The sequence below is a fragment of the Tistlia consotensis USBA 355 genome, from assembly GCF_900177295.1.
Lineage (GTDB): Bacteria > Pseudomonadota > Alphaproteobacteria > Kiloniellales > DSM-21159 > Tistlia > Tistlia consotensis.
Genome location: NZ_FWZX01000027.1, coordinates 74080 through 97764, shown reverse-complemented (window position 1 = coordinate 97764; position 23685 = coordinate 74080). Strand labels below are relative to the sequence as shown.

Here is a 23685-nt window from a genome sequence, read left to right as displayed (position 1 = left end):
CTCGACCTCGGCGACCAGCGCCGCCATCTCGAGCGGCTCGACCTGCAGCACCTTGCCGTCCTCGCGATCGGCCGCCAGGAAGCGGTCGATCAGCCCGGCCATGCGGTGCACGGCCTCGCCGATGCCAGCGAGACGCCGGGCGATCGCCTCCGGCGGCTCGCCCAGGATCATGCCGATCGTCTCGGTCGCCAGCTGGATGGCCCCCAGCGGCGTGCGGAACTCGTGGCTGACCATGCGCACGAACTGCCGCTGCTCCTCGTGCAGCCGCTTCTCGGTCGCGAGGCTCTCGGAGAGCTGCGCCTCCAGCCGCCGCCGCTCCGCGATCTCCGCGGCCAGCGTCTCGTTGCGGGCGCGCAGGTCGGCCGACAGCCGGGTGCTGACCATGAACAGCATGCAGGCGAAGAAGGCGATCAGGAACAGCGTGCCCTGGAAGAAGAACCAGGCGTTCCGGTTGCTGAGCACCGAGAGCTCCCCCGCCGAAGGGGCGGCCATCTCCAGCACGCTCTGGGCGACGCTCGCGGCCATGTACTCGAGCAGCAGGCCGATGGTGATCCAGCGCAGCAGCCGTGGCTGGCTGCGGTCGCGCGCCAGCGTCAGGGCCATGAAGCCCATCACGACCAGCATCGTCAGGGTCTGGGCGTGGATGCGCAGCACCACGTCGCCCGGCGCCACGGTGACCGCAACGCTCCAGAACACGAGCTGAAAGATCAGCACCGAGATGCCGAGCCAGGCATGGCGCGGCTGCCCGAGAAAGCGCGCCAGGCCGTCGGCCATCAGCACGACGCCCAGCTTGATGATCGCGTTGTCGAGGACGATGTGCCAGCCCGGCGGCGCCGCCCCGCGCGAGATCAGCAGGGCGATGCCGGCCGCGATGCAGATGAAGCCGGCGGCGATGAACTTGAGCTCGTAGAGCCGGCGCCACACCAGCCAGACGAAGAACCAGACGATGCCCTGCAGGGCGGTGACGGAAAGCTCGACGAGAAGGACGGTTTTCAGGTCGAGCATGATTTTCGCGCGAGGTCCGCGACCGGGATCCGTTGGATCGAGAAGCGCAAGAGGACGCTCCCTTTACACCAGCCGCGGGACAAGCTCCTCACAAATCGCCATGGCGGAGACGCGGCTGCCGGGGCAGCCGCCGAGGCGCGCCGGCCACCTCAGGCGACGTGCTCGCCCATGACCTCCTTCACCTTGCTGGCCAGCTGCTTGAGGCTGAAGGGCTTGGGCAGGAAGTAGATGCCGCTCTCCTCGCCGATCCGGCGGCGGAAGGAGTCCTCGGCATAGCCCGAGATGAAGATCACCTTGAGGCTCGGCTGGTGCTCGCGCACGACCTTGACCAGGGCCGGACCGTCGACCTTGGGCATCACGACGTCGGTGATCAGCAGGTCGATCGCGGCGGCGCCGTCGCCGCCGCGCAGCAGCTCCAGGGCGGCCTCGCCGGAGCGCGCCTCCAGGACCTCGTAGCCCTTGGTGCGCAGCACCCGGGCCGAGAAGGCACGCACCGCGTCCTCGTCCTCGACCAGCAGCACCTTGCCGATGCCCGACAGGTCGCGGCTCTCGCTGACCTCGATCGCGACCGCGCCGCCGACCGCCTGATGCTCCGGCAGGTGGATCGCGAAGGTCGTGCCGCGGCCGACCTGGGACTCGACGGCGACGAAGCCGCCGGTCTGCTTGACGATGCCGTAGACCGTCGCGAGGCCGAGGCCGGTGCCCTCGCCGACCTCCTTGGTCGAGAAGAAGGGGTCGAAGATCCGCCCCATGATCTCCTTGGGGATGCCGCAGCCGGTGTCGCTCACCTCGATGGTGACGTAGCGGCCCGCCGGCATGGTCTCGCCGCCGATCCGGCGCTCCTGGGCGAGCTCCAGGTTGGCGGTCCGGATGGTCAGCTCGCCGCCCGTCGCGGCCATGGCGTCGCGGGCGTTGACCACGAGGTTGATGATGACCTGCTCGAGCTGGCCCTGGTCGGCGCGGATCGAGCCCAGCCCGCGGCCGTGCACGACCTTGAACTCGATCGCCTCGCCGATCAGCCGGCGCAGCAGGTGCGCCAGCTCGGCCAGGACGTCGGTCACGTTGAGGGTCTTGGGCTGCAGGGTCTGCTGGCGCGAGAAGGCGAGCAGCTGGCGCACCAGGTTGGCCGCGCGGTTGGCATTCTGCTTGATCTGCATGATGTCGGCGAAGGACTGGTCGCCGGGCCGGTGGCGCAGCAGCAGCAGGTCCGAGAAGCCGATCATCGCGGTCAGCAGGTTGTTGAAGTCGTGGGCGATGCCGCCGGCCAGCTGGCCGACCGCCTGCATCTTCTGGGACTGGGCGAACTGCGCCTCCAGGGCCTTCTGCTCGGTCAGGTCCAGCAGGTGCGCGATGGCGCCGCCGCCGCCGCCGCGCAGGGTCAGCTGGCAGACCATCTCGCGGCTGCCGCCGAGCCGGATCTCGACCGGCTCGGCCGCGGCCCCCTCGCCGCCGGCGACCTGCCGGAGCGCGGTCGCCAGGGCGGCACGGTCGGGCTCGCCCAGGAACTCGGACAGCGGCCGTCCGGCCAGGCTGCCGCCGGCCCCGACCATCGCCGCGAAGGCCTTGTTGTGCTCGGCGACCCGGCCCTCGGCGTCGAGCTGGGCGACGCCGATCGGCGCCTCGTCGAGGAAGCGCCGGAAGCGGCGCTCGCCCTGGGCCAGGGCCTCCTCGGCGGCACGCTCCTGGGTCAGGTGGCGGACCACCGAGCGGGTGCGCAGGCGTCCCGGCTCCTCCTCCAGCACCTCCTGGGCGATCGACACGCGGAAGCGACCGCCGCCGGCGTCCAGGAACTCGGCCTCGCCGCGCCGCGGATCGCCCTTGAACGGCAGGTGCGGCGCCAGGCCCTCGACCGGCTCGGCGAGCACGTCGCGCAGGCTCAGGCCGCCGAGCAGCTCGGCGCGGGTCCGGCCGAGCCAGTCGGCCAGGGTCGCGTTGGCGTACTCGAAGCGCCCGGCGCCATCGACCGAGTAGACGCCGACCGGCGCGTACTCGAAGAGGTCGAGCAGGCGGTCCCGCTCCTCGGCCATGGTCTGCTCGATCTGCCGCCGGTCGGTCAGGTCCTGGGCCAGCCACAGCACCTCGCCCGAATCCTCGCCCAGGCTGTGCGCCTCGATGTGGATCCAGCGGGGCCCGCCGGCCTCGTCGGCGAGCACGATCTCCTCGCTGCCGCCGACGCCGCGCGCCGCCTTCTCGGCGAGCCGGGTGACCCGCTCGCGCATCTCCTCGTCCCGGGCGCGCCGGGCGAGCCCGTCCGGCAGCGCGACGCCGCTGCCGTAGGCGGCGTCGGCCGCCCGGTTAGAGTCGAGCAGCCGGCCGCCGGGCCCGGTGATCTGGGCCGGCCGGTCGAAGGCGGCGAAGGCGCGGCTCAGGCGGACGGCGCGCAGGTCGGGTCGGCGGCGCTGTCCGGCGACCCGGAGGCCGAGCAGGAGGCCGCCGAGCAGCCCTGCCGCCAGGGCGGCGAGCGTCGGCCACGGCCCGAGATCCCAAAGCCCGCTTTCCAAGAGCGCCGCTCCCCCAGCCACCTCTCCCGCCGTCATACTACAGCCGGCCGCGCCGCCAAGCCTAGCCGCGCCGCCCCCGGGCCGCCCCGCACGCTCACGCCCGGCCTCCTACTTGCGCGGAGGCAGCTTGCCGCGCAGGCGCATGACGTAGCCGATCACCTCGGCGACCGCCTTGTAGTGGGCCGGCGGCACTTCCTGGTCGACCTCGACGCCGTCGTAGAGCGCACGCGCCAGCGGCCGGTTCTCGACGATCGGCACGTCGTTCTCCTTGGCCACCTCGCGGATCTTCTGGGCCAGGAAGTCGACGCCCTTGGCGACCACCGTCGGCGCGTTCATGACCTCGCCGTCGTACCGCAGGGCGACCGCGAAGTGGGTCGGGTTGGTGACCACGACGTCAGCGCCGGGCACCGCGGCGACCATGCGCTGGCGCGCCCGCTCCTGGCGCAGCTGGCGCAGGCGACCCTTGACCATCGGATCGCCTTCGGACTGGCGCATCTCGTCCTTGATCTCCTGACGAGACATGCGCAGCTTCTGCATCATCTTGAAGCGCTGGAACAGGTAGTCGCCGCCGGCGATCACGGTCATCGCCGAGAGCACGCCGATCAGCACGCGCAGGGCCTCGTGGCGCAGCAGCAACAGCAGCTCGTCCATCGAGAGCTCGGGCAGGTGCAGGTAGCTCTGCCAGCGCGGCAGCACCAGCATGGCGATGATCGCGCCGACCAGGCTGATCTTCAGCAGCCCCTTGCCGAACTCGACCAGGGCGCGCTGGCCGAACAGCCGCTTGGCGCCGGACAGCGGCGACAGCTTCTCGAGCTTCGGCTTCAGCGATTCGGCCGAGACCACGATGCCGCCCTGCAGCGCCGCCGCCGCGATCGCCGCGACGATCGAGGCGGCGAGCGGCAGGGCCAGGGCCTTGCCGACCTGCCACAGCAGGTTCGCCAGGACCAGCCGGCCGCTGTCGCCGGACAGCACGATCTTGTCGGGCTGCTCGATGAAGGGCAGCAGAGCCCGGCCGATCTGCCCGAGGAAGATCGGCGCCAGCATCGCGATGGTCCCGGTCAGGGCCAGGATCATGAACCAGTGATTGACTTCCTGGGAGCGGGTTACCTCGCCCTTCTCGCGCGCCTCGCGCAGCCGTTTCGGGGTCGGTTCCTCGGTTTTCTGGGAGTCGTCGGTATCGTCGTCGGCCATGCCCGGCGCCTCCGCTCAGTGCGCCACGAAGAACAGCAGGTGGCTCTCGTAGGACGAGAGGAACACCCGCATGACGATCGGCAGCGACAGGCCGAGCACCAGCAGGCCCAGCGAGATCTGCAGCGGGATGGCGATGAAGAAGATCTGGACCTGCGGCATCAGCCGGGCCAGCAGGCCCAGGCCGAGATAGAAGATGCCGGCGGTCGCGATCACCGGCGAGGCCATCTTCATGGCCAGCAGGAAGCTCTCGCCGGCCATGCGCGAGATCGTCTCGGAGAAGTCGCCGACCGGCAGGTGCCCGCCGACCGGAAAGATCATGTAGCTGTCGACCGCGGCCCGGATCGAGAGGTGATGCAGGTCGAGCGTGAAGACCATCAGCAGGCCGGTCAGCGACAGGAAGTTGCCGGCGATCGAGCCCTGCTGCTGGGAGGTCAGGTTGTTGACCATCGCGTTGGCCAGCGAGGTCATGTTCGCGATGATCATGCCGGCGCTGCCGAGCGCGACCAGCAGGATGCGGGCGATCGCCCCGAGGAACAGGCCGACGACGATCTCGCCGAGCAGCAGCACGACCAGGCTGACCGGGGCCGCGGGCGCCGGCGGCAGCTTGGCCGAGACCAGCGGCACGACCAGCAGCGACAACATCACCGCGAAGCCGAGGCGCACGCGCGCCGGCACGTAGCTCTCGCCGATGCCGGGGATCAGCATGACCACCGAACCGACGCGGGCGAAGACCAGCAGGAAGCTGAAGATCGTCGCGGGGAGCAGGTCCTCGATCATCGCCGGCGCCCGGCGCTCAGCCCAGCGAGACGATGCGGTCCATCAGGCGCTCGGTGAATCCGATCAGGGTCGAGAGCATGAAGGGCAGCAGCACCAGCAGCGCCAGGAAGATCACCGTGATCTTCGGCACGAACGACAGGGTCATCTCCTGCATTTGCGTCAAAGCCTGGAAAAGCGCGATGGCAAGGCCGACGACCAGGGCGAGGAGCAGGATCGGCCCGCCGACCTTGAGCATGGTCCAGACCGCCTCGCGGCCGATCTCGAGGGCATCGACGGCGTTCATCGAAGCAAACGACTCCCGGGAAGAGGACGCCGGGCGCGGCGGCCCGGCGGCGGTGCGGATCGGCGACGGTGCGGATCGGCGGCGCCGCGGACGGCGCCGTCAGATCGGCATGCGCAGGATGTCCTGGTAGGCCTGGATCGCCTTGTCGCGCAGGGTCGTCATGGTCTGCAGGGTGAGCTCGGCCTTGCTGACCGCGACGACGACGTCGTTGAGATCGGCCTGGCCGGTCGCGGCGAGCATCGACTGCTGCTCGCCCTGCTTCATCTGGTTGATGCCGCCGGTCACGGCACGCTCGAGCGCGGCCGAGAAGCCGTCGTCCAGCTTGCCGCTGCGCGCATCGAGGCCGGACACCTGGGTCGGCCCGCTCACCGCCTGGCCGGCGGCGCGCGCATAGGCCTGCGCCGCATGGTTCAGATTGATCGCCATCATCAGCCCTCCGCGGCGATCCCCGTGAGGAACCGTCGCCTGCCCGTGGAGCCGTCCTGGCCTCTAGGTTTGCGCCCGCCCTCCTGGCGCGCGCTTTTTTTGCCTAACGCAGGATGCCGAGCGTGTTCTCGAGCATCGAGCGCGTGGTCTCCAGCACCTTGAGGTTGGCCTCGTAGGAGCGCTGCGCCTCGCGCATGTCGGTGACTTCGATCAGCGGATTGACGTTCGGGATCAGCACATAGCCGTCCTTGTCGGCCGCCGGGTGGCCGGGGTCGTACTTGCGCGTGAATTCGCTCTGGTCGGTCGAGATGTTCTTGACCTGAACCAGCGGCACCTTGAGCTCGCGGTCCATGGTCTCGCCGAAGGTCACGACCTTGCGACGATAGGGCTGGGCGCCCGGCGTCTCGCCGGTCGAATCGGCGTTGGCGATGTTCTCGGAGATGACACGCAGGCGCGTTCCCTGCGCCTTCATGCCGCTCGCCGAGATCTGCATGCTCTTGTAGAGGTCCATCGCTCCAGTACCCCGTATCAGCCGCCGTTGCTGCCGAGCGCCATGCGGAACATCTTCATGTACTTGCTGTAGAGATCGGTCACCGTCGCGTGGTCCATCTGGGTGTGGGCCATCTTGACCAGCTGCTCCTCGATCACCACCGCGTTGCCCGAAGGCGAGGCCTCGTACTGCTTGTGGGTCTTGTGCACCGGCGTACCCTTGGCGTTCTCCAGCGTGCCGGGCAGCATCCCGCCTTCCGTCCTCGCCGTGCGCATCGCGTTGTGCGTGTTGCGCAGCTCCTGGACGAAGTCGGCGTTGGCCAGGTCCCTCGGCACGTAGCCGGGCGTGTCGGACTGGGCGATGTTCTCGGCAATGACGTTCTGGCGCTGGGACAGCCAGTCCAAGCGCTTCGCGAACACCTCGAACAGTCCAAGCTTTGCGGCCATACCCGCTTCCAATGCCGCGGCGGCTCGCGCCGCACCGAGGCCCAGGGTCGCGCATAGCTTGTTAAGATCGGGTAAAAGCTGATAGACGAGTCCTGGTTGGGGACGGAAGCACGCGCCGGCTCGGCGCCGGACGGGGACAAGGGGCCGACACCGCCCATGCTCTATCTTACGCGAAAGATAGGCGAATCCGTCGTGATCAACGACGAGATCGAAGTGACGGTCGTCGACATTCGCGGCAAATCGATCAAGCTCGGCTTCACCTTCCCGGAGACCGCGACGGTCCTGCGCCGCGAGATCTACGAGCGGATCCAGGAAGAGAACCGCGCCGCCGCGGCGGGCAGCCAGGCGCTGGCCGAGGCATTCCGCGGCAAGCCGTCGCAGAGCGACGCCCCGGCACCGGCCGAAGGCCCGGCGCGAGCGGCCCCCGAGCCGAAGGACTGAGCCCGGCGCGGCGGATCCGCCCCGGTCGCCTCAAGCATTCGTTAAGCATAGTCCGGCAAGGATGCCCCTGCGAGACGGCGTCCTGCGGCGCCGTGGTCCGAACCAGCGAGCGCAGACCTTGTCCCAGCCCTATTCCGACAGCGACCTCGCCGTCGCCCTCAGCCGCACGGCCGCGGACGGCAGCGTGCGGGTCACCGCCAAGGGCCGCGGCGCCCTGGCCGAACAGATCCGGGAGATCGCCTTCGCCCAGGGCGTCGCCGTCCGCCGCGACGCCGACCTGGCCGAGATCCTGGATGCCGTCGAGATCGACTGCGAGATCCCGGCGGCCGCGCTCGGCGCCGTCGCCGAGATCCTCAACCGGCTCTACCAGGCCAACCTGGAGATCGCGTCGTGAGCGCGCCGGGCAGCATCGGCGGCGGCACGGCGAACGCCCGCATCGACCGCATCGAGGCGCGGCTCGCCGCGGCCAGGGCCGCCCTGGAAAACGACGGTACCGGCGATCTCGAGGGGCTCGAGCTGGAGGTCTCGGCGCTGAGCACCGACGTCGCCGCCCTGCCTGCGCAGGAGACGACCGGCCTGCGCCCGCGCCTGCTCGCCCTGCTCGACGAGATCAACCGGCTGAGCGCCGACTACCGCGACGGCCTGGAGCGGCTCGCCCGCGAGCTGGGCGAGACCGGGCGTCGGCGCCAGGCGGTCTCCGCCTATCACAAGGGCCAGCGCCACAAGGGGCACGGCAACAAGCCGGGCGGCGGCGGACGCTGATCCTCGATGGAACTCACCGGATACCTGCAGTTCGTCGCCGCGCTGGCCCTCGTGCTCGCGCTGATCGGCGCCCTCACCTGGCTGATCAAGCGCAGCGGCGTCGCCGGCAGCCTGATGCCGGCCGCGACCCGCAAGGGCGAGGCCCGGCGCCTGGGCGTCGTCGAGGTGCTGCCGCTCGATCCGCGCCGCAAGCTGGTGCTGGTGCGCTGCGACGACCGCGAGCACCTGCTGCTGCTGCACCAGGGCCCGGCGCCCGATCTGGTGGTCGCCGCGACGGCCGCACCGCAGGCCGTGCCCGACTTCGACGAGGCGCTGGAGCGGGCCCGATGAAGCGATTCCCGACCTGCGTCGCGCTGCTGCTGTGCTTCGGCGTCGCGCTCGGCCTGCTGGTCGAGCCGGCGGCGGCCCAGACGCTGTCGCTCAACCTCGGCGAGGGCGAGGGTTCCTCGACCGGCCGCATCCTGCAGCTCGTGGCCCTGGTCACGGTGCTCAGCCTGGCGCCCTCGATCCTGGTGATGGTGACCTCCTTCACCCGGATCGTCGTCGTGCTGTCGTTCCTGCGCAGCGCGCTCGGCATCCAGCAGACGCCGCCGAACTCGGTGCTGATCTCGCTGGCGCTGTTCCTGACGCTGTTCGTCATGATGCCGACCCTGGAGCAGATCTACGACCAGGCGATCCAGCCGCTGGTCGCCGAGGACATCGACGAGATGACCGCGCTCGATCGCGCGGCGGTGCCGGTGCGGCAGTTCATGCTGGCCCACGTGCGCGAGCGCGACCTCAAGCTGTTCATGGACCTCTCGAAGGCCGAGCCGGTCGCCAGCCCCGACGACACGCCGCTGCGCGCCCTGATCCCGGCCTTCATGATCAGCGAGCTCCGGCGCGCCTTCGAGATCGGCTTCCTGCTGTTCCTGCCGTTCCTGATCATCGACATGGTCGTCGCCTCGATCCTGATGTCGATGGGCATGATGATGCTGCCGCCGGTGATGATCTCCCTGCCCTTCAAGCTGATCTTCTTCGTGCTGGTCGACGGCTGGTACCTGGTCGCCGGCAGCCTGGTGCAGAGCTACGGCTGACGACCGGCGCCGGCCGCGAGGCCGGATCCCCCGGCACCGGCCCCCCGGCACCCGATTTCCCTTGGACGAGACGGTCGGGCCGCCGGTCCGCGCGGGCATCGGGCGAGCGGTCCCGGCGGCCGGGACCGGGCCGCCCGCCGCTCAGTTCAGGGCGCTCAGGGGGTCCTTGGCCAGGCGGTTCTTGTAGTCGGTCATGAAGCCCTGGGCCTGCTCGACCTGGCTCAGCTGATCCGAGATCGAGGCCAGCATCCGCTCGCCGCCGTCGCCGGCGAGCAGGGCGAAGGTCTCGGCGTAGCTGGTCTTGGCGATGACGCCGGTGTAGCTCTTCGCGAGGCTCTTCAGCTGCGCCTTCTGGCCGGACAGCACGTTGGCGACCGCGGCGTTGACCACCCTCGCCGCGCCGTCCTCGTCGAGCGGCTTGTCCGCCGGCGGCAGGCGGCTGCCGAGGATCGTCGCGACGTCGGACCAGCGGCCCGCCTTGCGGTCGACCTCGACGCGCAGGCGGTCGGCCTCCTCGCTGTCGTCGCCCTTCAGCACCTGCAGCGCGGTCTCGCCCTGGTCCAGGTCGATCAGCGCCTTGGCGCGCAGCCGCTCGCGCTGCAGGTGCAGCTCGGCGGGCGGCGCGGTCATGGCCGAGGCGTCGAGCGCCGCGATCGCCTTCGCCGGCTGCCGGTCGAGCAGCTGGACGAGCGCCAGCCGGGCGCCGACCCGGCACCGCTCGAGCCCGGTCAGGCGGTGCGCCACCTGCTCGTCGAGCAGCTCGGCGGCGCGGTCGAGCAGGTCGATGTCGACCAGCCGGTCGGCCAGCGCCGCGATGATCGCGTCGCCCTTCGGCCCGGGCGGCGTCAGCTCCTTGAACTCGTCGTAGATCGACAGCGCGGTCAGCGGTGCCAGGGTCTTGGCGCGCGCGCCGGTGAACAGCTCGGTGAACAGCGTCTGCATGCGGATCGCCGCGGCCTCGGCGCCCGGGTGGCCGGGGAAGTTTGAGGCCGCGCTGCGCAGGCTGCGCAGCGCCTGGCGGTCGTCGCCCTGGGCCTCGTAGAGATCGGCCAGGCGCATCAGGAGCGCGAACTCGAAGGCGTCGCCGCGCCAGGCGAAGCGCAGCTTCTCGATCTCGTCGATCGCCTGGGCGCGGTTCATCGAGCCGTCGGCCATGGCGCGCTCGATAAGCAGCAGCCGGGCGCGCGCGGAGGCCGATCCGAAGCCGCCCTCGGCCACCTTCTTCAGCAGCTTGTCGGCCTTGGCCGGCTCGTCGTTGGCCAGCCGGGTCATGCCCTGCACCAGGTCGAAGTGGGCGTGCTCCAGGGCGGTCTGCAGGTCCGGCTCGACCTTCTTCAGATACTCGGCGGCACCGGCGGTGTCGGCGCTCTGCAGCCGCGCCTCGGCGGCGGCCAGGCCGAAGCGCACGCGCACCGCGCGGGCGTAGTCGGCGACCAGCGGGAAGCCGTCGTCGAGGCGCTCGGCCGCGACCGGCCAGTCCTGCGCCGCCGCCGCCAGCAGCCCCTGCCACAGCCGGGCCTCCGGCTCGCCGACCAGGGCCGGATCGCCCAGGGTCTTGACCGCGTCGGCGTAGTCGCCGGCCAGGGTCTGGCTGGCGCCGGCCATCAGGAGCAGCTCGGGATCGCGCTTCAGGCCGGGATTGTCGGTGAACATCAGGTCGAGCAGGCCCAGCGTCTCCTGGGCGAAGCCGTGCCCGAAGTAGAAGCGCGCGAGGGCGAGGCGCGCCGCGGTCAGCTCGGCGCCGGTGCGCGCCGTCGCGACCGCGGTCTGCAGGTCCTGGCGGACCGCCGAATAGTCGCCGCGCTGCTCCTGGCGCCAGGCCTTGGGGTCGAACAGGCGGCGGCCGGACTCCGCCGTCGGGGGCGCATCCTTGGCCGCCGCCGCCTCGGCCAGGCCCGTCGTGGCGAGGCCGGAGATGGTGACCCGCCGCGTCGTCGCGCCGACCGACACGCGGTCGCTCAAGGGCCCGACGAACAGGCCCTGGACGCTGGGCAGGATCTCGACCTGCGGGAAGCGGCGGCCCGGCGAGAAGCCGGCGTCCTCGCCGAGCGGCACCGCGAAGATCCGGCTGCCGGTCACCGGATCGCGCAGCGCGATCGGCGTGCCGGCATCCTCGGTCGCGACCTGCAGCGACTGGTGCTCGGGATCGGCGATCAGCGGCAGCGGCTGGTCGAGCAGCCCCGGGCGCGGCCGCAGGTCGAGGATCCACGACTTGCCGTCGCGATGCAGCAGGGCCGAGACCAGCGCGCTGACCTCGAAGGTGAAGGCCGAGCCCTGCTTGAGATCGTAGCGGTCGAGCTTCTTGAGCTCCGGCGCCAGCGTCTCCAGCTTGTGGGTCGCCCAATCCGGTGCCGTGCGGTCGAAGACGAGCAGCACCGACGAGCCGGTCTGCAGCAGGGCGCCGCGGGTCTGCAGGGGCCAGTCGAAGCGCAGCACGACCGGCTCCGGCCACGGCGCGGTGCCGCCCGGCAGCGGCGTGTCGATCTGGCGGCCGAAGGCGTCGGTCCGCTCGATCTGGAAGCCGGCGGGCGTCTTGTTCCGGATGTCGGGCGGCGGCGGCGGGTGCGCGGGCCCGCGCTCGGCGACCGGCGAGGGCGGAGCCGCGGGCGCCGCGGCGTCCGGCTTCGGCGGCGGCGGCTGCGACGGCTTCGCGGCATCCTTGCCTTGCGGGAACAGCGCGACCGGCCCCTTGCCCGACACCTTGGCCGCCCTGGCGGCCTCGGCGGCGGCCGCCGCCGGATCGGGCTGCTCGGTCAGCTTGACCCTGGCGAGCCGCAGCGGCCCCTTCTTGCCGGCCAGGTCGACGACGATGCGCCGGTCGAGCGAGAAGGCGTGGGCGTTGACGCCGGGCGCATAGCTGAGCTCGACGGTCAGGCCGTCGACGGCGTTGACCGCGGTCAGCTGGCTGAGACGGCGGACCCTGGTGTCGGCCAGCGCCGAGGCGTCGAGCCGGCCCGGCACGGAAAAGCGGATCCGGGTCGTGCCGATGCCGGCTTCCTCGACCCTGAACCCGACCGTCTTCGGCCAGTCGAAGACCAGCCGGTCGTAGTCGTCGTGGACACCGACGCGCAGCAGCACCGCAAGCCCGCCGATCGGCTTCGGCTCGGCAGCGGCGGCCGGCTCCGCCTTGGCCGCCGTGTCCGGCGGCGCGGCCGGCGGCGGCGCGGCGGCACCGCCCTTGCCGCCGGGCGGGGCGGGGGCCGCGCCGGCCAGCTCGGCGGCGCCGGGCATGGGACGGGTCGGCGGCGGCGCCTTGCCGTCGCGCCCGAGATCGACGACCAGCCGGGTGCCGAGCTGGAACTGGGTCAGGGCGCGCCTCTCGGCGAAGGGCAGGACCAGGCGCCGGCCGTCGTCCTCGATGCGCGGCTTGCCGCGCAGGTCGGTCAGAACCTCGGCGAGCGGGCCGAGGGTGAGGGCCGCCGGCTCGGCGAAACGGAACACCAGGTCGCGGCCCTCGAAGTCGACCTGGGTCGGATTCGGTCGTGCGAAACCGACCACCACGCGGTCGTAGGCAGGCGCCCGCTCCGCGGTCACGCTGGCCGCGTCCTGGGCCGCCGCCCCGGTCGCCGCCCGGGTCGCCAGGACCGGAAGCAGCAGGGCCAGGGCCAGCAGCAGCCGGAGAATGGCGGCGCGCACCGTCATCGCGCGGTGCCGCTGTCGGCGTGGATGATCAGGTCGACCCGACCGCCCGCGCTCTCGTCCCCCGCCGCCCCGTCCCCCGTCGGCCCGTCCCCCGTCGGCCCGTCCCCCGTCGCCTTGCTCGCCGTCGCCTTGCTCCCCGTCGCGCCGGCCGGCGCCGGGGCGGCGCCGTAGCCGCGCACCGCGATCGGCGCGTCGTAGCCGGCCTTGCGCAGGATCGCCGCGACGGCCACCGCGCGCAGCAGGGAGAGCTCCCAGGACGAGGCATGGGGCGCCGAGGGATCGTCGCTGCCGGCGTAGCCGGCCAGCTCGACCCGGTTGTCGAGGTTGCGCAGGGTGCCCGCCAGCGCCGCCAGGGACGCCTCGGCGGCAGCGCGCGGCTGGCTGTCGCCGGGCGCGAAGGCGAGGCGCAGCGGCAGCCGGATGATCAGGCTGTCGACGCCGCGCTCGACGCGGTAGGCGGTGGCATCGCCGCGCGCGTCGAGGCGCGCGCCGATCAGCGCCGCCAGGTAGTCGATGTCGGTCGCCGGGGCGAGCGGCGTCGCCTCGGAATCCCGCTCGTAGCGCGGGATCGCCCTGGTCGGCCCCTGGACGCCGTCGAGCTGCCGGGCCAGGCTGGCGGTGAGGCCCTGCCATTGGTGGTCGTCGACCTTCATCATCGCGAAGAGCATGACGAAGAAGGTCAGCATCAGCGCGATCAGGTCGGTGAAGGTGACCATCCAGGCCTGGCCCTCGCCTTCGCTCAGCGACACGAAGGGCAGCAGCCGGAAGCGCCGCTCGGGCAGCGGCAGCTGGCCTGGCGTTTCCGGCGCCGCGGCCGGGTCGGCGGTGCGATGGCGCCTCGGGCGCTCGAACTCGCGGGTCATGGCGCAGGTCCGATGGCCGGCGGTCGGACGGTGAGGCGCAGGCTCGGCGCCGCGTCGTCGAGCAGGCCCGCGGCGAGCCGCCCGCTCGGCAGGCCGAGGGCGGCCAGCGAGCGCACGACGGCGCCGGCCCGGCGCACCGCGAGGTCGCGCTCGATCGCGGGGGTGCGGCCGCCGAAGTCGGCGAGCCGCGCCGAAGCGTCGAGCATCCAGGGCTGACTTTCGAAGCGCTGTCCGTTGAGCGCGCGCGTCAGGGCGACCAGCAGCGGCCGGACGGTCGCCCGCGGCGAGGCGTCGGCGATGCCGAACAGGACGTCGTAGGGAATCTCGATCCGCAGCTCGCCGTCGCGCCTGACCTCGATCTCGATCTTGACCGGCAGGGTCGCGGCGACGACCCGGCGCAGCTGCTCGGCGACCGGCTTCATGGCGTCGTAGAAGCCCAGCCCCCCGGCGCTGACCGGCTGCTGCAGCGGCAGCGCGACGCGAACGCCAAACGCGTCGGTGACGCTCTCGACGACACGGTGCACGCGGTCCTGCTCGAAGCGCGACAGGGCGGTCATCAGGATGAAGAAGGCGAGCAGCAGCAACAGCAGGCTGAGCTGCGCGATCAGGCCGGGATCGGCCCCGCGGCGCACAGTGCCCTCGGTCTCCTCACCGGCGGGCAGCGGCCCTGCCGCCATGATCTGCTCCCTGGATCATCCGTCGTTCCGGGCCCGGCGGCCCGGAACGTGATTCATGATCTATCCCGATGTTCTAGAGGTCGATTCACGTGCCGTCCCGCTGCGGGGGCGGCACGACCGCGCTCTAGTCGAAACTGGCGAGCAGCGCGTCGATGTCGTCCTGGCTGATCGCCTCGGTGGCGTTCTGCGGGCCGTTCATCAGGTGCTCGTCGGGCCGGTCCTTGCCGTCGGCGCGCTTGCTGCCCGCCTTGCGGCTCGGCTTCGGCAGCGCCTCGCCGCCGAAGGCGATGAGCAGCGCCTGCACCTTGCTCTCGATGTGGCGCAGCGCGTTGACCACCTTGGAGATGCGCTGACCGGTGATGTCCTGGAAGCCGCAGGCCTCGTAGACGCTGGTCACCGCGTTGGTGATGCGCTCGGCCTGCTCGGGCGGCAGCTCGGCGGCGACCGCCTCGATCGCCTCGACCGCCTCCATGATCGAGTTGGTCGCCTGCTCGGTCGCGCCGACGATCGCCTCGAGCTCCTCGCCGGCGGCCGGCAGGTGCTCGTCGGTGATCTCGTCCGGGCGCAGAGAGGCGATCTCGGCGCGCGCATTCTGGATGTAGTGCGCCAGGCTCTCGATCTCGGCGTAGAGCTTCAGGTTGGCGCTGGAGAGATCGCCCTGGGCGGTCGCCATGATCGCCTCGACGGCCTCGATCAGCTGTCGCGGCTCGACATCGCTGCGCGCCTTGAGCAACTGGCTGACGCGGACCTCGAGGTCGTGCGTGCCGTTGCTTGAATGAACCGCCATGGCTTCACCCTCCGTCTGGTTGGGGCTTGCTCAGAAGTTGCCGATAACGGCCGACAGCTTGGTCTTGAGCGTCGCCGCGTTGAACGGCTTGACGATGTAGTTGGTGACTCCGGCCTGCCTCGCCGCGATCACGTTCTCGCTCTTGCTCTCGGCCGTGATCATGATGAAGGGCAGGTCCTTCAGGCGCGCGTCGGCGCGCACTTCCTTGAGCAGCTGCAGGCCGCTCATCGGCTCCATGTTCCAGTCGGAAATCACCAGCTGGTACGGCTTGTCGCGCAGCCGCTGCAGCGCCGCCGAGCCGTCAGTCGCCTCGTCGACGTTGTCGAAGCCGAGCTGCTTCAGCAGGTTCCGGATGATACGCAGCATCGTCTTGTAGTCGTCGACGATGAGGATCGACATGTTCATATCGACGCCGGCCATGGGTCACTCCGATAGTTGGTCACTCGTCAAGAATTCGCGGCTCTCGCCGCGGCGTTGAACCAGCAAACTAGGACGTCACGATTAAGCGTCGGTAAATTCGAGCAAATTCGTGACTGCTTGCCGATCGTTCGCGCCGGCGCCTAGTTGCGCGGCAGCGGCAGCTGGCGGCGGGTCGCCAGCTCCAGGGTGATCTCCTGGGCCCGATCGGGGTTCATCTGCGCCAGGACCGGTGCCGACTTGCGCTCCTTCATGCGCTCGATCACCGAGAGCAGGACGTCCATGTCGAGCTTCTCGAAGATCCGCGCGGCGTCCTTCGGCTTCATGTTCTCGTAGATCTTGACCAGGCTCTTCATCTGCTTCTCTTCCTGGTCGTCATACTTCACCAGAAGACCGTCGATCTGCTTCTTCAGGTCTTCCATGTGGCCGATCTTCTCGTCGATCCGCTTCTCGGCGGCGCTCAGCAGCGAGGCGCGCTGGTCGATCTCGGCGGCGCGCTCGTCGATCTGCTGGCGACGCTTGGCCAGCGCCTGCAGCAGCTCGATGTCCTGGTCGCTCATGTCGAGGGGATCGCTCGGCAGGTCGGCGCCGGGCGTGGCGGGCTTGGCGCCGGTCTTCTCGGCGGTCTGGGGGCCCGGCTCGGCGTAGCTGGTGACCGGCGCGGACGGCGTCGCCTTCCCGTTCGCGGCGAGCGCCTCCATGTCGTGGAGCATGCCGCCGATACGCAGGGCGAGCGCGACGCCGGCGACGGCGATCACGAAGGGCAGCAGTCGGAAGGTCACGGCAGCGGATCCCTGTCAGGTCTCGGAGAAAAGGTCTCGGTTCGGCTCAGCGCACGCCGGCGAGCGATCGCTTCAGGGCCTCGTCCTCGGCCGGCTCGGCCTTGGCGGCGGCCTTGCCGGCGCCGCCGGCCCTGGGTCGCGCCTGGCCGCCGCGGCCGCCTTCCAGCCCGCGCTCCAGACGGTCGGCCAGGGCCTCGCCCTTCTCGATCAGGAAGGCCAGGTCCTCCTTCAGGCCGCCGGCCTTCTCGAGCTTGGCGCCCGCCTCGGCAACGATCGCGGACAGGCCGTCGCCGGAGGCGGCCGCGCGGTCGCGCAGCTCCTTGACGCCGGCCTCGGCCTGGGCCGTGGTGCGCGCGAACTCGGCGAGCAGCCCGGCCATCTGGTCCTTGGTGTCGCGCAGCGCCGCGAGCTTGCGGTTGAGGATCACCGCATAGGCGATCGTCACGATCAGCAGCAGCGCCAGCACGGCGTCGGCGAGCACGCCGAGATCCATCACATGTCCTCCCGGGAATCGCGCAGCAGCTTGTCGGCGATGCGCACGGCGATCTGGCCGTTCTTGCGGCCCATCACGCCGCGGAACATCGAGATGTCGCCGCAGCGCAGCTCGACCTTCGACTGCGGCGAGCGGTTCAGCTCGACGTGGGTGCCGACCTTCCAGTTGAGGACGTCGCCGAGCGTCGTCTCGACGGTGTCGAGCACGCCCTCGAGCGAGACCTCGGTCTGCCAGAGCTCGGCGGTCAGGTGGCTTTCCCAGATCGAATCGCGGCCGAACTTCTCGCCCATGAACATCTGCAGCAGCAGCTCGCGCACCGGCTCGAGGGTCGCGTAGGGCAGCAGCAGCTCGACCCGGCCGCCGCGATCCTCCATGTCGATCCTGAGGCGCGTGACGATCGCCGCGTTGGCATGGCGCGCGATCGCCGCGAAGCGCGGGTTGGTCTCCAGGCGCTCGAAGCGGAAGGTGACCGGCGACAGCGGATCGAAGGCGGCCGAGAGGTCGGCCAGCACGACGTGCATCATGCGCTGCACGAGATTGCGCTCGATCGTCGTGTAGGGCCGGCCCTCGATGCGCATCGCGGCGGTACCGCGACGGCCGCCGAGCAGCACGTCGACGATCGAGTAGATCAGCGCCGAGTCGACGACCATCAGGCCGTAGTTGTCCCACTCCTCGGCCTTGAACACGGCTAGCATGGCGGGCAGCGGGATCGAGTTCAGATAGTCGCCGAAGCGCGCCGAGGAGATGTTGTCGAGGCTGACCTCGACGTTGTCCGAGGTGAAGTTGCGCAGCGAGGTCGACATCATGCGCACGAGGCGGTCGAACACCACCTCGAGCATCGGCAGGCGCTCGTAAGACACCAGCGCCGAGTTGACGATCGCCTGGATGCCCGAGTTGTCGCTCGCTTCCGCGGCCTGGTCGTCGAGCCCGAGCAGCGAGTCGATCTCGTTCTGGTCGAGCACGCGCGTGGAGCCGCCGCCGGCGCCATCGTCGTCGTCCTCGGCCATCGCAGCCCACTGGGCGGCGAGATCGTCGTCGTCCTGCTCTTCGGTATCGTCGGCCAAGATATCCTCCCGTCGCCGGGTCGTTGCGCCGGCAGTGCCGCTACTGAACCAGCATTTCCTTGAACAGCACGTCCCGGACCTGGACCGGCGCCGCGGCGGCGTTGACCCGGACCAGCAGTTCCTCGCGCAGCCGCTGCAGGCCGGCGGAACCGCGCAGGTCGTCGATGCGCAGCTCGCGCAGATAGACCTGGAAGGCGTCGACGACGCGCGGCAGCACCTTCTGGATCTCGGCGACCGCCTCCTGGTTGTCGAGCTCCAGGCTGACGGTCAGCTTCAGGAAGTTGGTCTTGCGGCCGCTGCTGTTCAGATTGACCAGCATCTCCGGCAGCTCATAGTAGACCGTCGCCTTGGGCGCATCGGCGGGCGCCTCTTCGTGCTTGGCCTCGTCGCCGCCCAGGACGCCGGAGAAATAGGCGCCCGCGCCGCCGCCGACCAGCAGCAGGACCGGCAGCAGGATCATCACGAGCTTCTTGCCGCTCATGCCGCCCTTGCGCGGAACCGCCTGGACCTCGACGTCGCCGCCGACCGCGTCTCCGACCGCCGAATCGACCATTTCTGCCTCGAACCCTCTGACTGACCTGCCCGCGCCCCGTCCGGCGTCTGGGGGGCAACCTAGCGCCGGGCTGGTTAACAAGCCGTTGAGCCGGCCGCATTGCGGCAAAAGCTGCCGGGCAAGCTCTGCCCCGGACCCGGCATCGGCCACCACCGGGCCCGGGCCGGATCCGTCAACCACCTGAAATCACAGAAGAACTGCCGCTGGCACGGGGCCTGCATCCGTTCCAGCGTCGCAAGGGCCGCAGAGCCTGACGAAGCAGACCGCGGACCACCCCGGTGGGTCGCCAACACGGGCAGACGCTTTCGATGGAAAATACCAGCTACATCACGCTTTCCCGGCAGACGGTGCTGCGCCGTCAGATGGACGTCCTGGCCAACAACCTGGCGAACATCTCGACCCCGGCCTTCAAGTCCGAGGCGCTGATGGTGATCGAGCACGACACGCCGATCGCGACGCAGGGCCCGAAGTCCATGCGCACCGTCGCCTTCGTGAAGGACTTCGCCACGGTGCGCGACATGTCGGAGGGACCGCTGTTCCACACCGACAACCCGCTCGACATGGCGATCTCCGGGCCCGGCTACTTCTCCATCCAGACTCCCGACGGCGAGCGCTTCACCCGGCAGGGCGCGTTCCTGCTCAACGGCAAGGGCCAGCTGGTCACCATGGCCGGCCAGCCGGTGCTCGACGCGCGCGGCAGGCCGATCGTGGTGCCGCCGGGCTCCGGCGAGATCGAGGTCGCCCACGACGGCACGATCTCGGCGCGCAATCCCGCCCTGCAGACCCAGAACGTCGTCCTGGGGCAGCTCAAGATCTCCCAGTTCGACAACGAATACATGCTGAAGCGCGAGGCCAACGGTCTCTACAAGCCCGACCAGGGCGTGACCCCGAAGCCGGTCGCCCAGCCCAAGGTCATGCAGGGCATGATCGAGAAGTCGAACGTCAACGGCATCGTCGAGATGACCAAGCTGATCGACACCGTGCGCAGCTTCCAGTCCGCCGGAACCCTGATGGAGGAAGAGCACAACCGCCAGCTCAACGCCATCGACACCCTGACCAAGTCGAGCCTGACCGCCTAGCCGTCAGCCGCAGCGAGAAAAGGAACCTAGGCAGATGAGAGCTCTCTCGATCGGGGCCACCGGCATGCTGGCCCAGCAGATGAACGTGGAGGTCATCTCCAACAACATCGCCAACATGAACACGACCGGCTTCAAGCGCGGCCGGGCCGAGTTCAACGACCTGCTCTACCAGGACCTGCGGCGCGTCGGCTCGGCCTCCTCGGACGCCGGCACGATCGTGCCCTCGGGCGTCCAGGTCGGCCTCGGCGTCAAGGCCGCGGCGGTCTACCGGATCACCGACCAGGGCAACATCACGATCACCGACAACAGCCTCGACCTGGCGATCAACGGCCGCGGCTATTTCGAGGTCCAGCTGCCGACCGGCGAGACGGCCTACACCCGGGCCGGCTCGTTCCAGCTCAGCCCGACCGGCGACCTGGTCACCCCCGACGGCTACCTGGTGATGCCCGGCATCACGATCCCGCCGCAGACCACCTCGATCTCGATCAACAACAACGGCGAGGTCTTCGTGCAGACCGGCTCGGCGGTCAAGGCGACCCGGGTCGGCCAGCTCGAGCTGGCGCAGTTCCCCAACGAGGCCGGCCTGGAAGCGGTCGGCGACAACCTGTTCCTCGAGACCACGGCCTCCGGCACCCCGCTGGCCGGCGTGCCCGGCAAGGACGGCTTCGGCGCGATCCTGCAGGGCGCCCTGGAGACCTCGAACGTCAACGTCGTCTCGGAGATCACCAACCTGATCACCGCGCAGCGCGCCTACGAGATGAACTCGAAGGTGATCCAGGCCGCCGACGAGATGATGCAGAACATCAACCAGCTCCGCTGACGTCCCAGCCGACCCGCTCGTCGCTGAGGCCAAAGTCCGGGAGAACCGCCATGCTTCGCCGCACCCGCCCCCTGATCATCGCGCTCGCCCTCGGCGGCAGCCTCGCGCTGCCCGCCGCCGCCGGCCAGACGGCCGCCCGGCCGGAGACGGCCAGGGACGGCGCGGCGCAGCAGACCGCTGCGCTGCCGGACCAGCTCGGCTCGATCGACCTCAAGCGCCCGGCCATCGTCTCGGCCGACGTGGTCACGCTCGGCGATCTCTTCACCGGTCTCTCCGCCGAGCAGGCCGGCACGCCGATCGCCCGCTCGCCGAAGCTCGGCGAGTCGGTGCCGGTCGACGCCGCCTGGCTCGGCCTGCTGGCCCAGCACTACAAGGTCGCCTGGCAGCCGCGCTCGCACCTCGACGGCACGGTCGTCGAGCATCAGGCGATCGTGATCGGCGTCCCGGAGGTCCAGGATGCGGTGACCAAGCTGCTCGACGACGAGAGCAACGGCGAGAAGCTCGAGGTCACGGTCGACAACCCCTCCCTGTCGATCGCCCTGCCGCTCGACTCCGACGGCCGCTTTGGCCTGGAGGGCCTGCGCCGCGACGACCGCAGCGGCCGCTTCACCGTTACGCTGGTCTATCCCGAGACCGGCCAGCCGACGATCCGCATGCCGATCAGCGGCCGGGCCGTGCAGCTGGTCGAGGTGCCGGTGCTGCTGCGCCGGGTCGCCGACAACGAGATCATCAGCAGCGGCGACGTCGGCTGGGAGACCCGGCGCGCGGACCGCCTGGGCAGCAACCTGCTGACCGACCCAAAGGACATCATCGGCCTCAGCCCGAAGCGCAGCCTGCGTGCCGGCGAGCCGGTCCGCGCCGGCGACCTGCGGCCCCCGGTCCTGGTCGAGCGCAACTCGCTGGTCACGATGCGCCTGAAGGCGGCCAACATGGTGCTGACCGCGCAGGGCCGCGCCCTCGACGACGGCGGCCAGGGCAGCGTCGTGCGCGTCGTCAACCTGAAGTCCAACACCATCGTCCAGGCGACGGTCGCCGAAGCCGGCGTCGTCGACGTCGGCGGCACCGCCCAGGCCGCCCTCAACTGAGCCCCTCCCCCCAGACGCTCTTACCCCGGAGAACCGTCATGTTCGCCAGATCGCTCCTGACCGTCGCCGGCGCCGTCGCCCTCGGCCTGACGCTCAGCGGCTGCAACGCCCTGACCCGGCTGTCGGAGGTCGGCTCGGCACCGAGCCTGAGCCAGATCGAGAACCCGGCCGTGATCACCGGCGCCCAGCCGGTCGCGATGCCGATGCCGGCGCCCGAGCCGCTGCACCAGGAGGCGAACTCGCTGTGGCGGCCGGGCAGCCGGGCCTTCTTCAAGGACCAGCGGGCCAGCGACGTCGGCGACATTCTGACCGTGGTCATCCAGATCGACGACAGCGCCACGCTCAGCAACAAGTCCGACCGCACGCGCACCAACAGCGAGAATGCCGGCCTGCCGGCGGTGCTCGGCTTCGAGAGCAAGTTCAGCAAGGTGCTGCCCAGCGCCGTCGATCCCTCGAACCTGATCGAGGCGACCTCCGACTCCTCCTCCGAGGGCACCGGCAGCATCAACCGCTCCGAGGCGATCGACCTGCGCGTCGCGGCGATGGTCACCCAGGTCCTGCCGAACGGCAACCTGGTGATCGCCGGCCGCCAGGAGACGCGGGTCAACTTCGAGCTGCGGCAGCTGCAGATCGCCGGCATCATCCGGCCCGAGGACCTGACCTCGACCAACACGATCAACTGGGACCAGATCGCCGAGGCGCGGATCTCCTACGGCGGCCGCGGCACGATGTCCGACGTCCAGCAGCCGCGCTACGGCCAGCAGCTCTACGACATCCTCTGGCCCTTCTGAGGACCCTGCCCAACGCACCGGGTCACTGCCCGTGCCCGGAAACCTCGAGCCGGCGTCGCCCAGACGCCGGCTCATTTTTCTTTGCCGCTTGCGCTCAAAACGGCTCCAGCCCTCACCCCCACCCGGCCACCCACGACAGTATCCTGAATGGGTGGCCGGGTGGGGGTGAGGGCTGGAGCCGCGGCGCCGGTGGAGCCGGCGCGCCCGCAATCAGTCGTCGCGGTGGGTGCGCTCCAGGCGCTCGTGGCGCTCCTGGGCCTCGATCGAGAGTGTGGCGATCGGCCGCGCCTCGAGGCGGCGGATCGAGATCGGCTCCGCGGTCTCCTCGCAGTAGCCGTAGGTGTCGTCCTCGATGCGCGCCAGGGCCTCGTCGATCTTGCTGATCAGCTTGCGCTCGCGGTCCCGGGTCCTGAGCTCCAGCGAGCGGTCGGTCTCCAGCGAGGCGCGGTCGGCGATGTCCGGCTCGGCCAGGCTCTCGCTCTGCATGTGCTCTATCGTCTCGCCCGACTCCCGCAGCAGCTCGGTCTTCCACTTCAGCAGCTTGCGGCGGAAGTACTCCTTCATCCGCGGGTTCATGAAGGGCTCGTCTTCGCTGGGACGATAATCGGGGGAAAGAGTCACCGTCATTTCGAATCCCGTTCCAGGAGCCGCCCCGGGGGGAAGGGCAGGCTGCGTCACGCGCCGGGAGTATATGAATCCGCGCCCGTCGAACAAGCCCCCGTCGACGCCGGGAGCCTTCGGGACAACTGGTTGAAAAGAGAGCGGATTCCCGAGCCGGCTCGAGCCGGACGCGATGTGGCGCGACGCGCTCAGCCCTGGTCGAGCTTGGCGAGTTCCACTCTCGCGCGCAGATCGACCTCGTCAAGCAACTCGGCGAGGCGCGGGTCGGAGACGTGGGCGCGCTTGCGCTGGATCGCCGCCGACAGCCTCTCGATCTCGCGCCGCGGGATCGCGCCGACCAGCAGGCCGAGGCGGATCTCGTCGAGGTGGTCGAGCAGATCCTCGGCCCGCTCGCGCGCCTGGGCGCTGCCGTCGGGCCGCTCGCCGACCGCCTGCAGGGCCAGCAGGGTATCGACCGAGCCGAGCGGCGCCGAGCCGGAAACGCCCTCCGCGCGGCTCTCGCCGCCGAGCGCATCGGCGAAGCCGGAGCCGGTGCTGGCGGCGCGCTTGCCGGACCGCTTCAGGGCGGCGGCACGAAGTCTCGAGAGGGGATCGACGTTCATCGCGGTCTGGGTGT

Annotated in this window: 28 protein-coding genes; 9 read left to right on the top strand and 19 right to left on the bottom strand. The window is 70.5% G+C overall.

The window, feature by feature from the left end; genetic code table 11:
• The 8 genes from B9O00_RS24885 to B9O00_RS24850 all read right to left on the bottom strand — a co-directional run.
• Positions 1 to 1005: sensor histidine kinase (locus tag B9O00_RS24885; RefSeq protein ID WP_085125441.1), on the bottom strand; the 1005-nt coding region annotated here is incomplete at its 3' end.
• A 149-nt stretch (positions 1006 to 1154) separates the two neighbouring features.
• Positions 1155 to 3506 carry a PAS domain-containing hybrid sensor histidine kinase/response regulator gene (locus tag B9O00_RS24880; RefSeq protein WP_218822927.1) on the bottom strand — a complete coding sequence of 784 codons (2352 nt, stop codon included), beginning with the start codon at positions 3504 to 3506 and terminating at the stop codon, positions 1155 to 1157.
• A 108-nt stretch (positions 3507 to 3614) separates the two neighbouring features.
• Positions 3615 to 4697 carry a flagellar biosynthesis protein FlhB gene (gene flhB / locus B9O00_RS24875; protein ID WP_085125439.1) on the bottom strand — a complete coding sequence of 361 codons (1083 nt, stop codon included), beginning with the start codon at positions 4695 to 4697 and terminating at the stop codon, positions 3615 to 3617.
• Between the two features lie 15 nt (positions 4698 to 4712).
• The gene (gene fliR / locus B9O00_RS24870; protein WP_085125438.1) at positions 4713 to 5474 is read right to left on the bottom strand and encodes a flagellar biosynthetic protein FliR; all 762 of its coding nucleotides are present in this window, start codon (positions 5472 to 5474) and stop codon (positions 4713 to 4715) included.
• Positions 5475 to 5490: 16 nt separating this feature from the next.
• Entirely contained in the window at positions 5491 to 5757 is a 267-nt protein-coding gene (fliQ, locus tag B9O00_RS24865; RefSeq protein ID WP_085125437.1) for a flagellar biosynthesis protein FliQ, read from the bottom strand.
• Between the two features lie 99 nt (positions 5758 to 5856).
• On the bottom strand, positions 5857 to 6183 hold the full coding sequence (fliE, locus tag B9O00_RS24860) for a flagellar hook-basal body complex protein FliE (RefSeq protein ID WP_085125448.1): 327 nt from the start codon (positions 6181 to 6183) through the stop codon (positions 5857 to 5859).
• Between the two features lie 103 nt (positions 6184 to 6286).
• Positions 6287 to 6694 carry a flagellar basal body rod protein FlgC gene (gene flgC, locus B9O00_RS24855; protein WP_085125436.1) on the bottom strand — a complete coding sequence of 136 codons (408 nt, stop codon included), beginning with the start codon at positions 6692 to 6694 and terminating at the stop codon, positions 6287 to 6289.
• 17 nt (positions 6695 to 6711) lie between these two features.
• Positions 6712 to 7119, bottom strand: a complete 408-nt coding sequence (locus B9O00_RS24850) for a flagellar basal body rod protein FlgB (protein WP_085125435.1) — start codon at positions 7117 to 7119, stop codon at positions 6712 to 6714.
• A 96-nt stretch (positions 7120 to 7215) separates the two neighbouring features.
• Between B9O00_RS24850 and csrA the strand changes: the two genes are divergently transcribed.
• From csrA to fliP, 5 genes are all read left to right on the top strand, one after another.
• Positions 7216 to 7560 (top strand): carbon storage regulator CsrA, encoded by a 345-nt coding sequence (gene csrA / locus B9O00_RS24845; RefSeq protein ID WP_218822929.1) that lies wholly within the window; start codon positions 7216 to 7218, stop codon positions 7558 to 7560.
• Positions 7561 to 7678: 118 nt separating this feature from the next.
• Positions 7679 to 7954 (top strand): EscU/YscU/HrcU family type III secretion system export apparatus switch protein, encoded by a 276-nt coding sequence (locus B9O00_RS24840; protein WP_218822930.1) that lies wholly within the window; start codon positions 7679 to 7681, stop codon positions 7952 to 7954.
• The gene (locus B9O00_RS24835; protein WP_085125432.1) at positions 7951 to 8322 is read left to right on the top strand and encodes a hypothetical protein; all 372 of its coding nucleotides are present in this window, start codon (positions 7951 to 7953) and stop codon (positions 8320 to 8322) included. The genes B9O00_RS24840 and B9O00_RS24835 overlap by 4 nt, the downstream gene beginning before the upstream one ends.
• 6 nt (positions 8323 to 8328) lie before the next feature.
• Positions 8329 to 8652, top strand: a complete 324-nt coding sequence (locus tag B9O00_RS24830; protein ID WP_085125431.1) for a flagellar biosynthetic protein FliO — start codon at positions 8329 to 8331, stop codon at positions 8650 to 8652.
• Complete coding sequence (gene fliP, locus B9O00_RS24825) at positions 8649 to 9395, top strand: flagellar type III secretion system pore protein FliP (RefSeq protein ID WP_085125430.1); 747 nt, start codon at positions 8649 to 8651, stop codon at positions 9393 to 9395. The genes B9O00_RS24830 and fliP overlap by 4 nt, the downstream gene beginning before the upstream one ends.
• A gap of 141 nt (positions 9396 to 9536) precedes the next feature.
• On the opposite strand, the gene B9O00_RS24820 is transcribed toward fliP, so the two are convergent.
• From B9O00_RS24820 to B9O00_RS24780, 9 genes are all read right to left on the bottom strand, one after another.
• On the bottom strand, positions 9537 to 13037 hold the full coding sequence (locus B9O00_RS24820) for a tetratricopeptide repeat protein (protein WP_085125429.1): 3501 nt from the start codon (positions 13035 to 13037) through the stop codon (positions 9537 to 9539).
• Positions 13034 to 13900: an OmpA/MotB family protein gene (locus tag B9O00_RS24815; protein ID WP_085125428.1), complete on the bottom strand. Its 867-nt coding sequence runs from the start codon at positions 13898 to 13900 to the stop codon at positions 13034 to 13036. Before B9O00_RS24815 ends, B9O00_RS24820 begins: the two co-directional genes overlap by 4 nt.
• Entirely contained in the window at positions 13897 to 14577 is a 681-nt protein-coding gene (locus B9O00_RS24810) for a hypothetical protein (RefSeq protein WP_085125427.1), read from the bottom strand. The genes B9O00_RS24815 and B9O00_RS24810 overlap by 4 nt, the downstream gene beginning before the upstream one ends.
• A gap of 124 nt (positions 14578 to 14701) precedes the next feature.
• On the bottom strand, positions 14702 to 15364 hold the full coding sequence (locus B9O00_RS24805) for a protein phosphatase CheZ (protein WP_218822932.1): 663 nt from the start codon (positions 15362 to 15364) through the stop codon (positions 14702 to 14704).
• A gap of 30 nt (positions 15365 to 15394) precedes the next feature.
• On the bottom strand, positions 15395 to 15784 hold the full coding sequence (locus tag B9O00_RS24800; RefSeq protein ID WP_085125426.1) for a response regulator: 390 nt from the start codon (positions 15782 to 15784) through the stop codon (positions 15395 to 15397).
• 140 nt (positions 15785 to 15924) lie between these two features.
• Positions 15925 to 16563 carry a MotE family protein gene (locus B9O00_RS24795; RefSeq protein ID WP_085125425.1) on the bottom strand — a complete coding sequence of 213 codons (639 nt, stop codon included), beginning with the start codon at positions 16561 to 16563 and terminating at the stop codon, positions 15925 to 15927.
• 46 nt (positions 16564 to 16609) lie between these two features.
• Complete coding sequence (locus B9O00_RS24790) at positions 16610 to 17056, bottom strand: DUF6468 domain-containing protein (RefSeq protein WP_085125424.1); 447 nt, start codon at positions 17054 to 17056, stop codon at positions 16610 to 16612.
• Entirely contained in the window at positions 17056 to 18063 is a 1008-nt protein-coding gene (fliM, locus tag B9O00_RS24785; protein WP_235017192.1) for a flagellar motor switch protein FliM, read from the bottom strand. The genes B9O00_RS24790 and fliM overlap by 1 nt, the downstream gene beginning before the upstream one ends.
• Before the next feature lie 97 nt (positions 18064 to 18160).
• The gene (locus B9O00_RS24780; protein ID WP_085125422.1) at positions 18161 to 18673 is read right to left on the bottom strand and encodes a flagellar basal body-associated FliL family protein; all 513 of its coding nucleotides are present in this window, start codon (positions 18671 to 18673) and stop codon (positions 18161 to 18163) included.
• A 308-nt stretch (positions 18674 to 18981) separates the two neighbouring features.
• Between B9O00_RS24780 and flgF the strand changes: the two genes are divergently transcribed.
• The 4 genes from flgF to flgH are packed head-to-tail and all read left to right on the top strand — an operon-like array spanning position 18982 to position 22448.
• Complete coding sequence (gene flgF / locus B9O00_RS24775) at positions 18982 to 19752, top strand: flagellar basal-body rod protein FlgF (protein WP_085125421.1); 771 nt, start codon at positions 18982 to 18984, stop codon at positions 19750 to 19752.
• A gap of 34 nt (positions 19753 to 19786) precedes the next feature.
• Complete coding sequence (gene flgG, locus B9O00_RS24770; protein WP_085125420.1) at positions 19787 to 20572, top strand: flagellar basal-body rod protein FlgG; 786 nt, start codon at positions 19787 to 19789, stop codon at positions 20570 to 20572.
• Positions 20573 to 20622: 50 nt separating this feature from the next.
• Positions 20623 to 21657, top strand: coding sequence for a flagellar basal body P-ring formation chaperone FlgA (flgA, locus tag B9O00_RS24765; RefSeq protein ID WP_085125419.1), 1035 nt, complete (start codon positions 20623 to 20625; stop codon positions 21655 to 21657).
• A gap of 38 nt (positions 21658 to 21695) precedes the next feature.
• On the top strand, positions 21696 to 22448 hold the full coding sequence (gene flgH / locus B9O00_RS24760; protein WP_085125418.1) for a flagellar basal body L-ring protein FlgH: 753 nt from the start codon (positions 21696 to 21698) through the stop codon (positions 22446 to 22448).
• 210 nt (positions 22449 to 22658) lie between these two features.
• Here the strand turns inward: flgH and dksA are convergent, their stop codons facing one another.
• The gene (gene dksA, locus B9O00_RS24755) at positions 22659 to 23075 is read right to left on the bottom strand and encodes an RNA polymerase-binding protein DksA (protein ID WP_085125417.1); all 417 of its coding nucleotides are present in this window, start codon (positions 23073 to 23075) and stop codon (positions 22659 to 22661) included.
• A 182-nt stretch (positions 23076 to 23257) separates the two neighbouring features.
• Positions 23258 to 23671, bottom strand: a complete 414-nt coding sequence (locus B9O00_RS24750) for a flagellar assembly protein FliX (protein WP_085125416.1) — start codon at positions 23669 to 23671, stop codon at positions 23258 to 23260.
• Positions 23672 to 23685 lie beyond the last annotated feature (14 nt).

Excerpts from the sequence above, each read along its gene's own strand:
- flhB (WP_085125439.1), bottom strand. The coding sequence starts at position 4,697 with ATGGCCGACGACGATACCGACGACTCCCAGAAAACCGAGGAACCGACC.
- fliR (WP_085125438.1), bottom strand. The coding sequence starts at position 5,474 with ATGATCGAGGACCTGCTCCCCGCGACGATCTTCAGCTTCCTGCTGGTC.
- fliQ (WP_085125437.1), bottom strand. The coding sequence starts at position 5,757 with ATGAACGCCGTCGATGCCCTCGAGATCGGCCGCGAGGCGGTCTGGACC.
- fliE (WP_085125448.1), bottom strand. The coding sequence starts at position 6,183 with ATGGCGATCAATCTGAACCATGCGGCGCAGGCCTATGCGCGCGCCGCC.
- flgC (WP_085125436.1), bottom strand. The coding sequence starts at position 6,694 with ATGGACCTCTACAAGAGCATGCAGATCTCGGCGAGCGGCATGAAGGCG.
- B9O00_RS24850 (WP_085125435.1), bottom strand. The coding sequence starts at position 7,119 with ATGGCCGCAAAGCTTGGACTGTTCGAGGTGTTCGCGAAGCGCTTGGAC.
- B9O00_RS24830 (WP_085125431.1), top strand. The coding sequence starts at position 8,329 with ATGGAACTCACCGGATACCTGCAGTTCGTCGCCGCGCTGGCCCTCGTG.
- fliP (WP_085125430.1), top strand. The coding sequence starts at position 8,649 with ATGAAGCGATTCCCGACCTGCGTCGCGCTGCTGCTGTGCTTCGGCGTC.
- B9O00_RS24820 (WP_085125429.1), bottom strand. The coding sequence starts at position 13,037 with ATGACGGTGCGCGCCGCCATTCTCCGGCTGCTGCTGGCCCTGGCCCTG.
- B9O00_RS24815 (WP_085125428.1), bottom strand. The coding sequence starts at position 13,900 with ATGACCCGCGAGTTCGAGCGCCCGAGGCGCCATCGCACCGCCGACCCG.
- B9O00_RS24810 (WP_085125427.1), bottom strand. The coding sequence starts at position 14,577 with ATGGCGGCAGGGCCGCTGCCCGCCGGTGAGGAGACCGAGGGCACTGTG.
- B9O00_RS24805 (WP_218822932.1), bottom strand. The coding sequence starts at position 15,364 with ATGGCGGTTCATTCAAGCAACGGCACGCACGACCTCGAGGTCCGCGTC.
- B9O00_RS24800 (WP_085125426.1), bottom strand. The coding sequence starts at position 15,784 with ATGGCCGGCGTCGATATGAACATGTCGATCCTCATCGTCGACGACTAC.
- B9O00_RS24790 (WP_085125424.1), bottom strand. The coding sequence starts at position 17,056 with ATGGATCTCGGCGTGCTCGCCGACGCCGTGCTGGCGCTGCTGCTGATC.
- fliM (WP_235017192.1), bottom strand. The coding sequence starts at position 18,063 with ATGGCCGAGGACGACGACGATGGCGCCGGCGGCGGCTCCACGCGCGTG.
- B9O00_RS24780 (WP_085125422.1), bottom strand. The coding sequence starts at position 18,673 with ATGGTCGATTCGGCGGTCGGAGACGCGGTCGGCGGCGACGTCGAGGTC.
- flgF (WP_085125421.1), top strand. The coding sequence starts at position 18,982 with ATGGAAAATACCAGCTACATCACGCTTTCCCGGCAGACGGTGCTGCGC.
- flgG (WP_085125420.1), top strand. The coding sequence starts at position 19,787 with ATGAGAGCTCTCTCGATCGGGGCCACCGGCATGCTGGCCCAGCAGATG.
- flgA (WP_085125419.1), top strand. The coding sequence starts at position 20,623 with ATGCTTCGCCGCACCCGCCCCCTGATCATCGCGCTCGCCCTCGGCGGC.
- flgH (WP_085125418.1), top strand. The coding sequence starts at position 21,696 with ATGTTCGCCAGATCGCTCCTGACCGTCGCCGGCGCCGTCGCCCTCGGC.
- dksA (WP_085125417.1), bottom strand. The coding sequence starts at position 23,075 with ATGACGGTGACTCTTTCCCCCGATTATCGTCCCAGCGAAGACGAGCCC.
- B9O00_RS24750 (WP_085125416.1), bottom strand. The coding sequence starts at position 23,671 with ATGAACGTCGATCCCCTCTCGAGACTTCGTGCCGCCGCCCTGAAGCGG.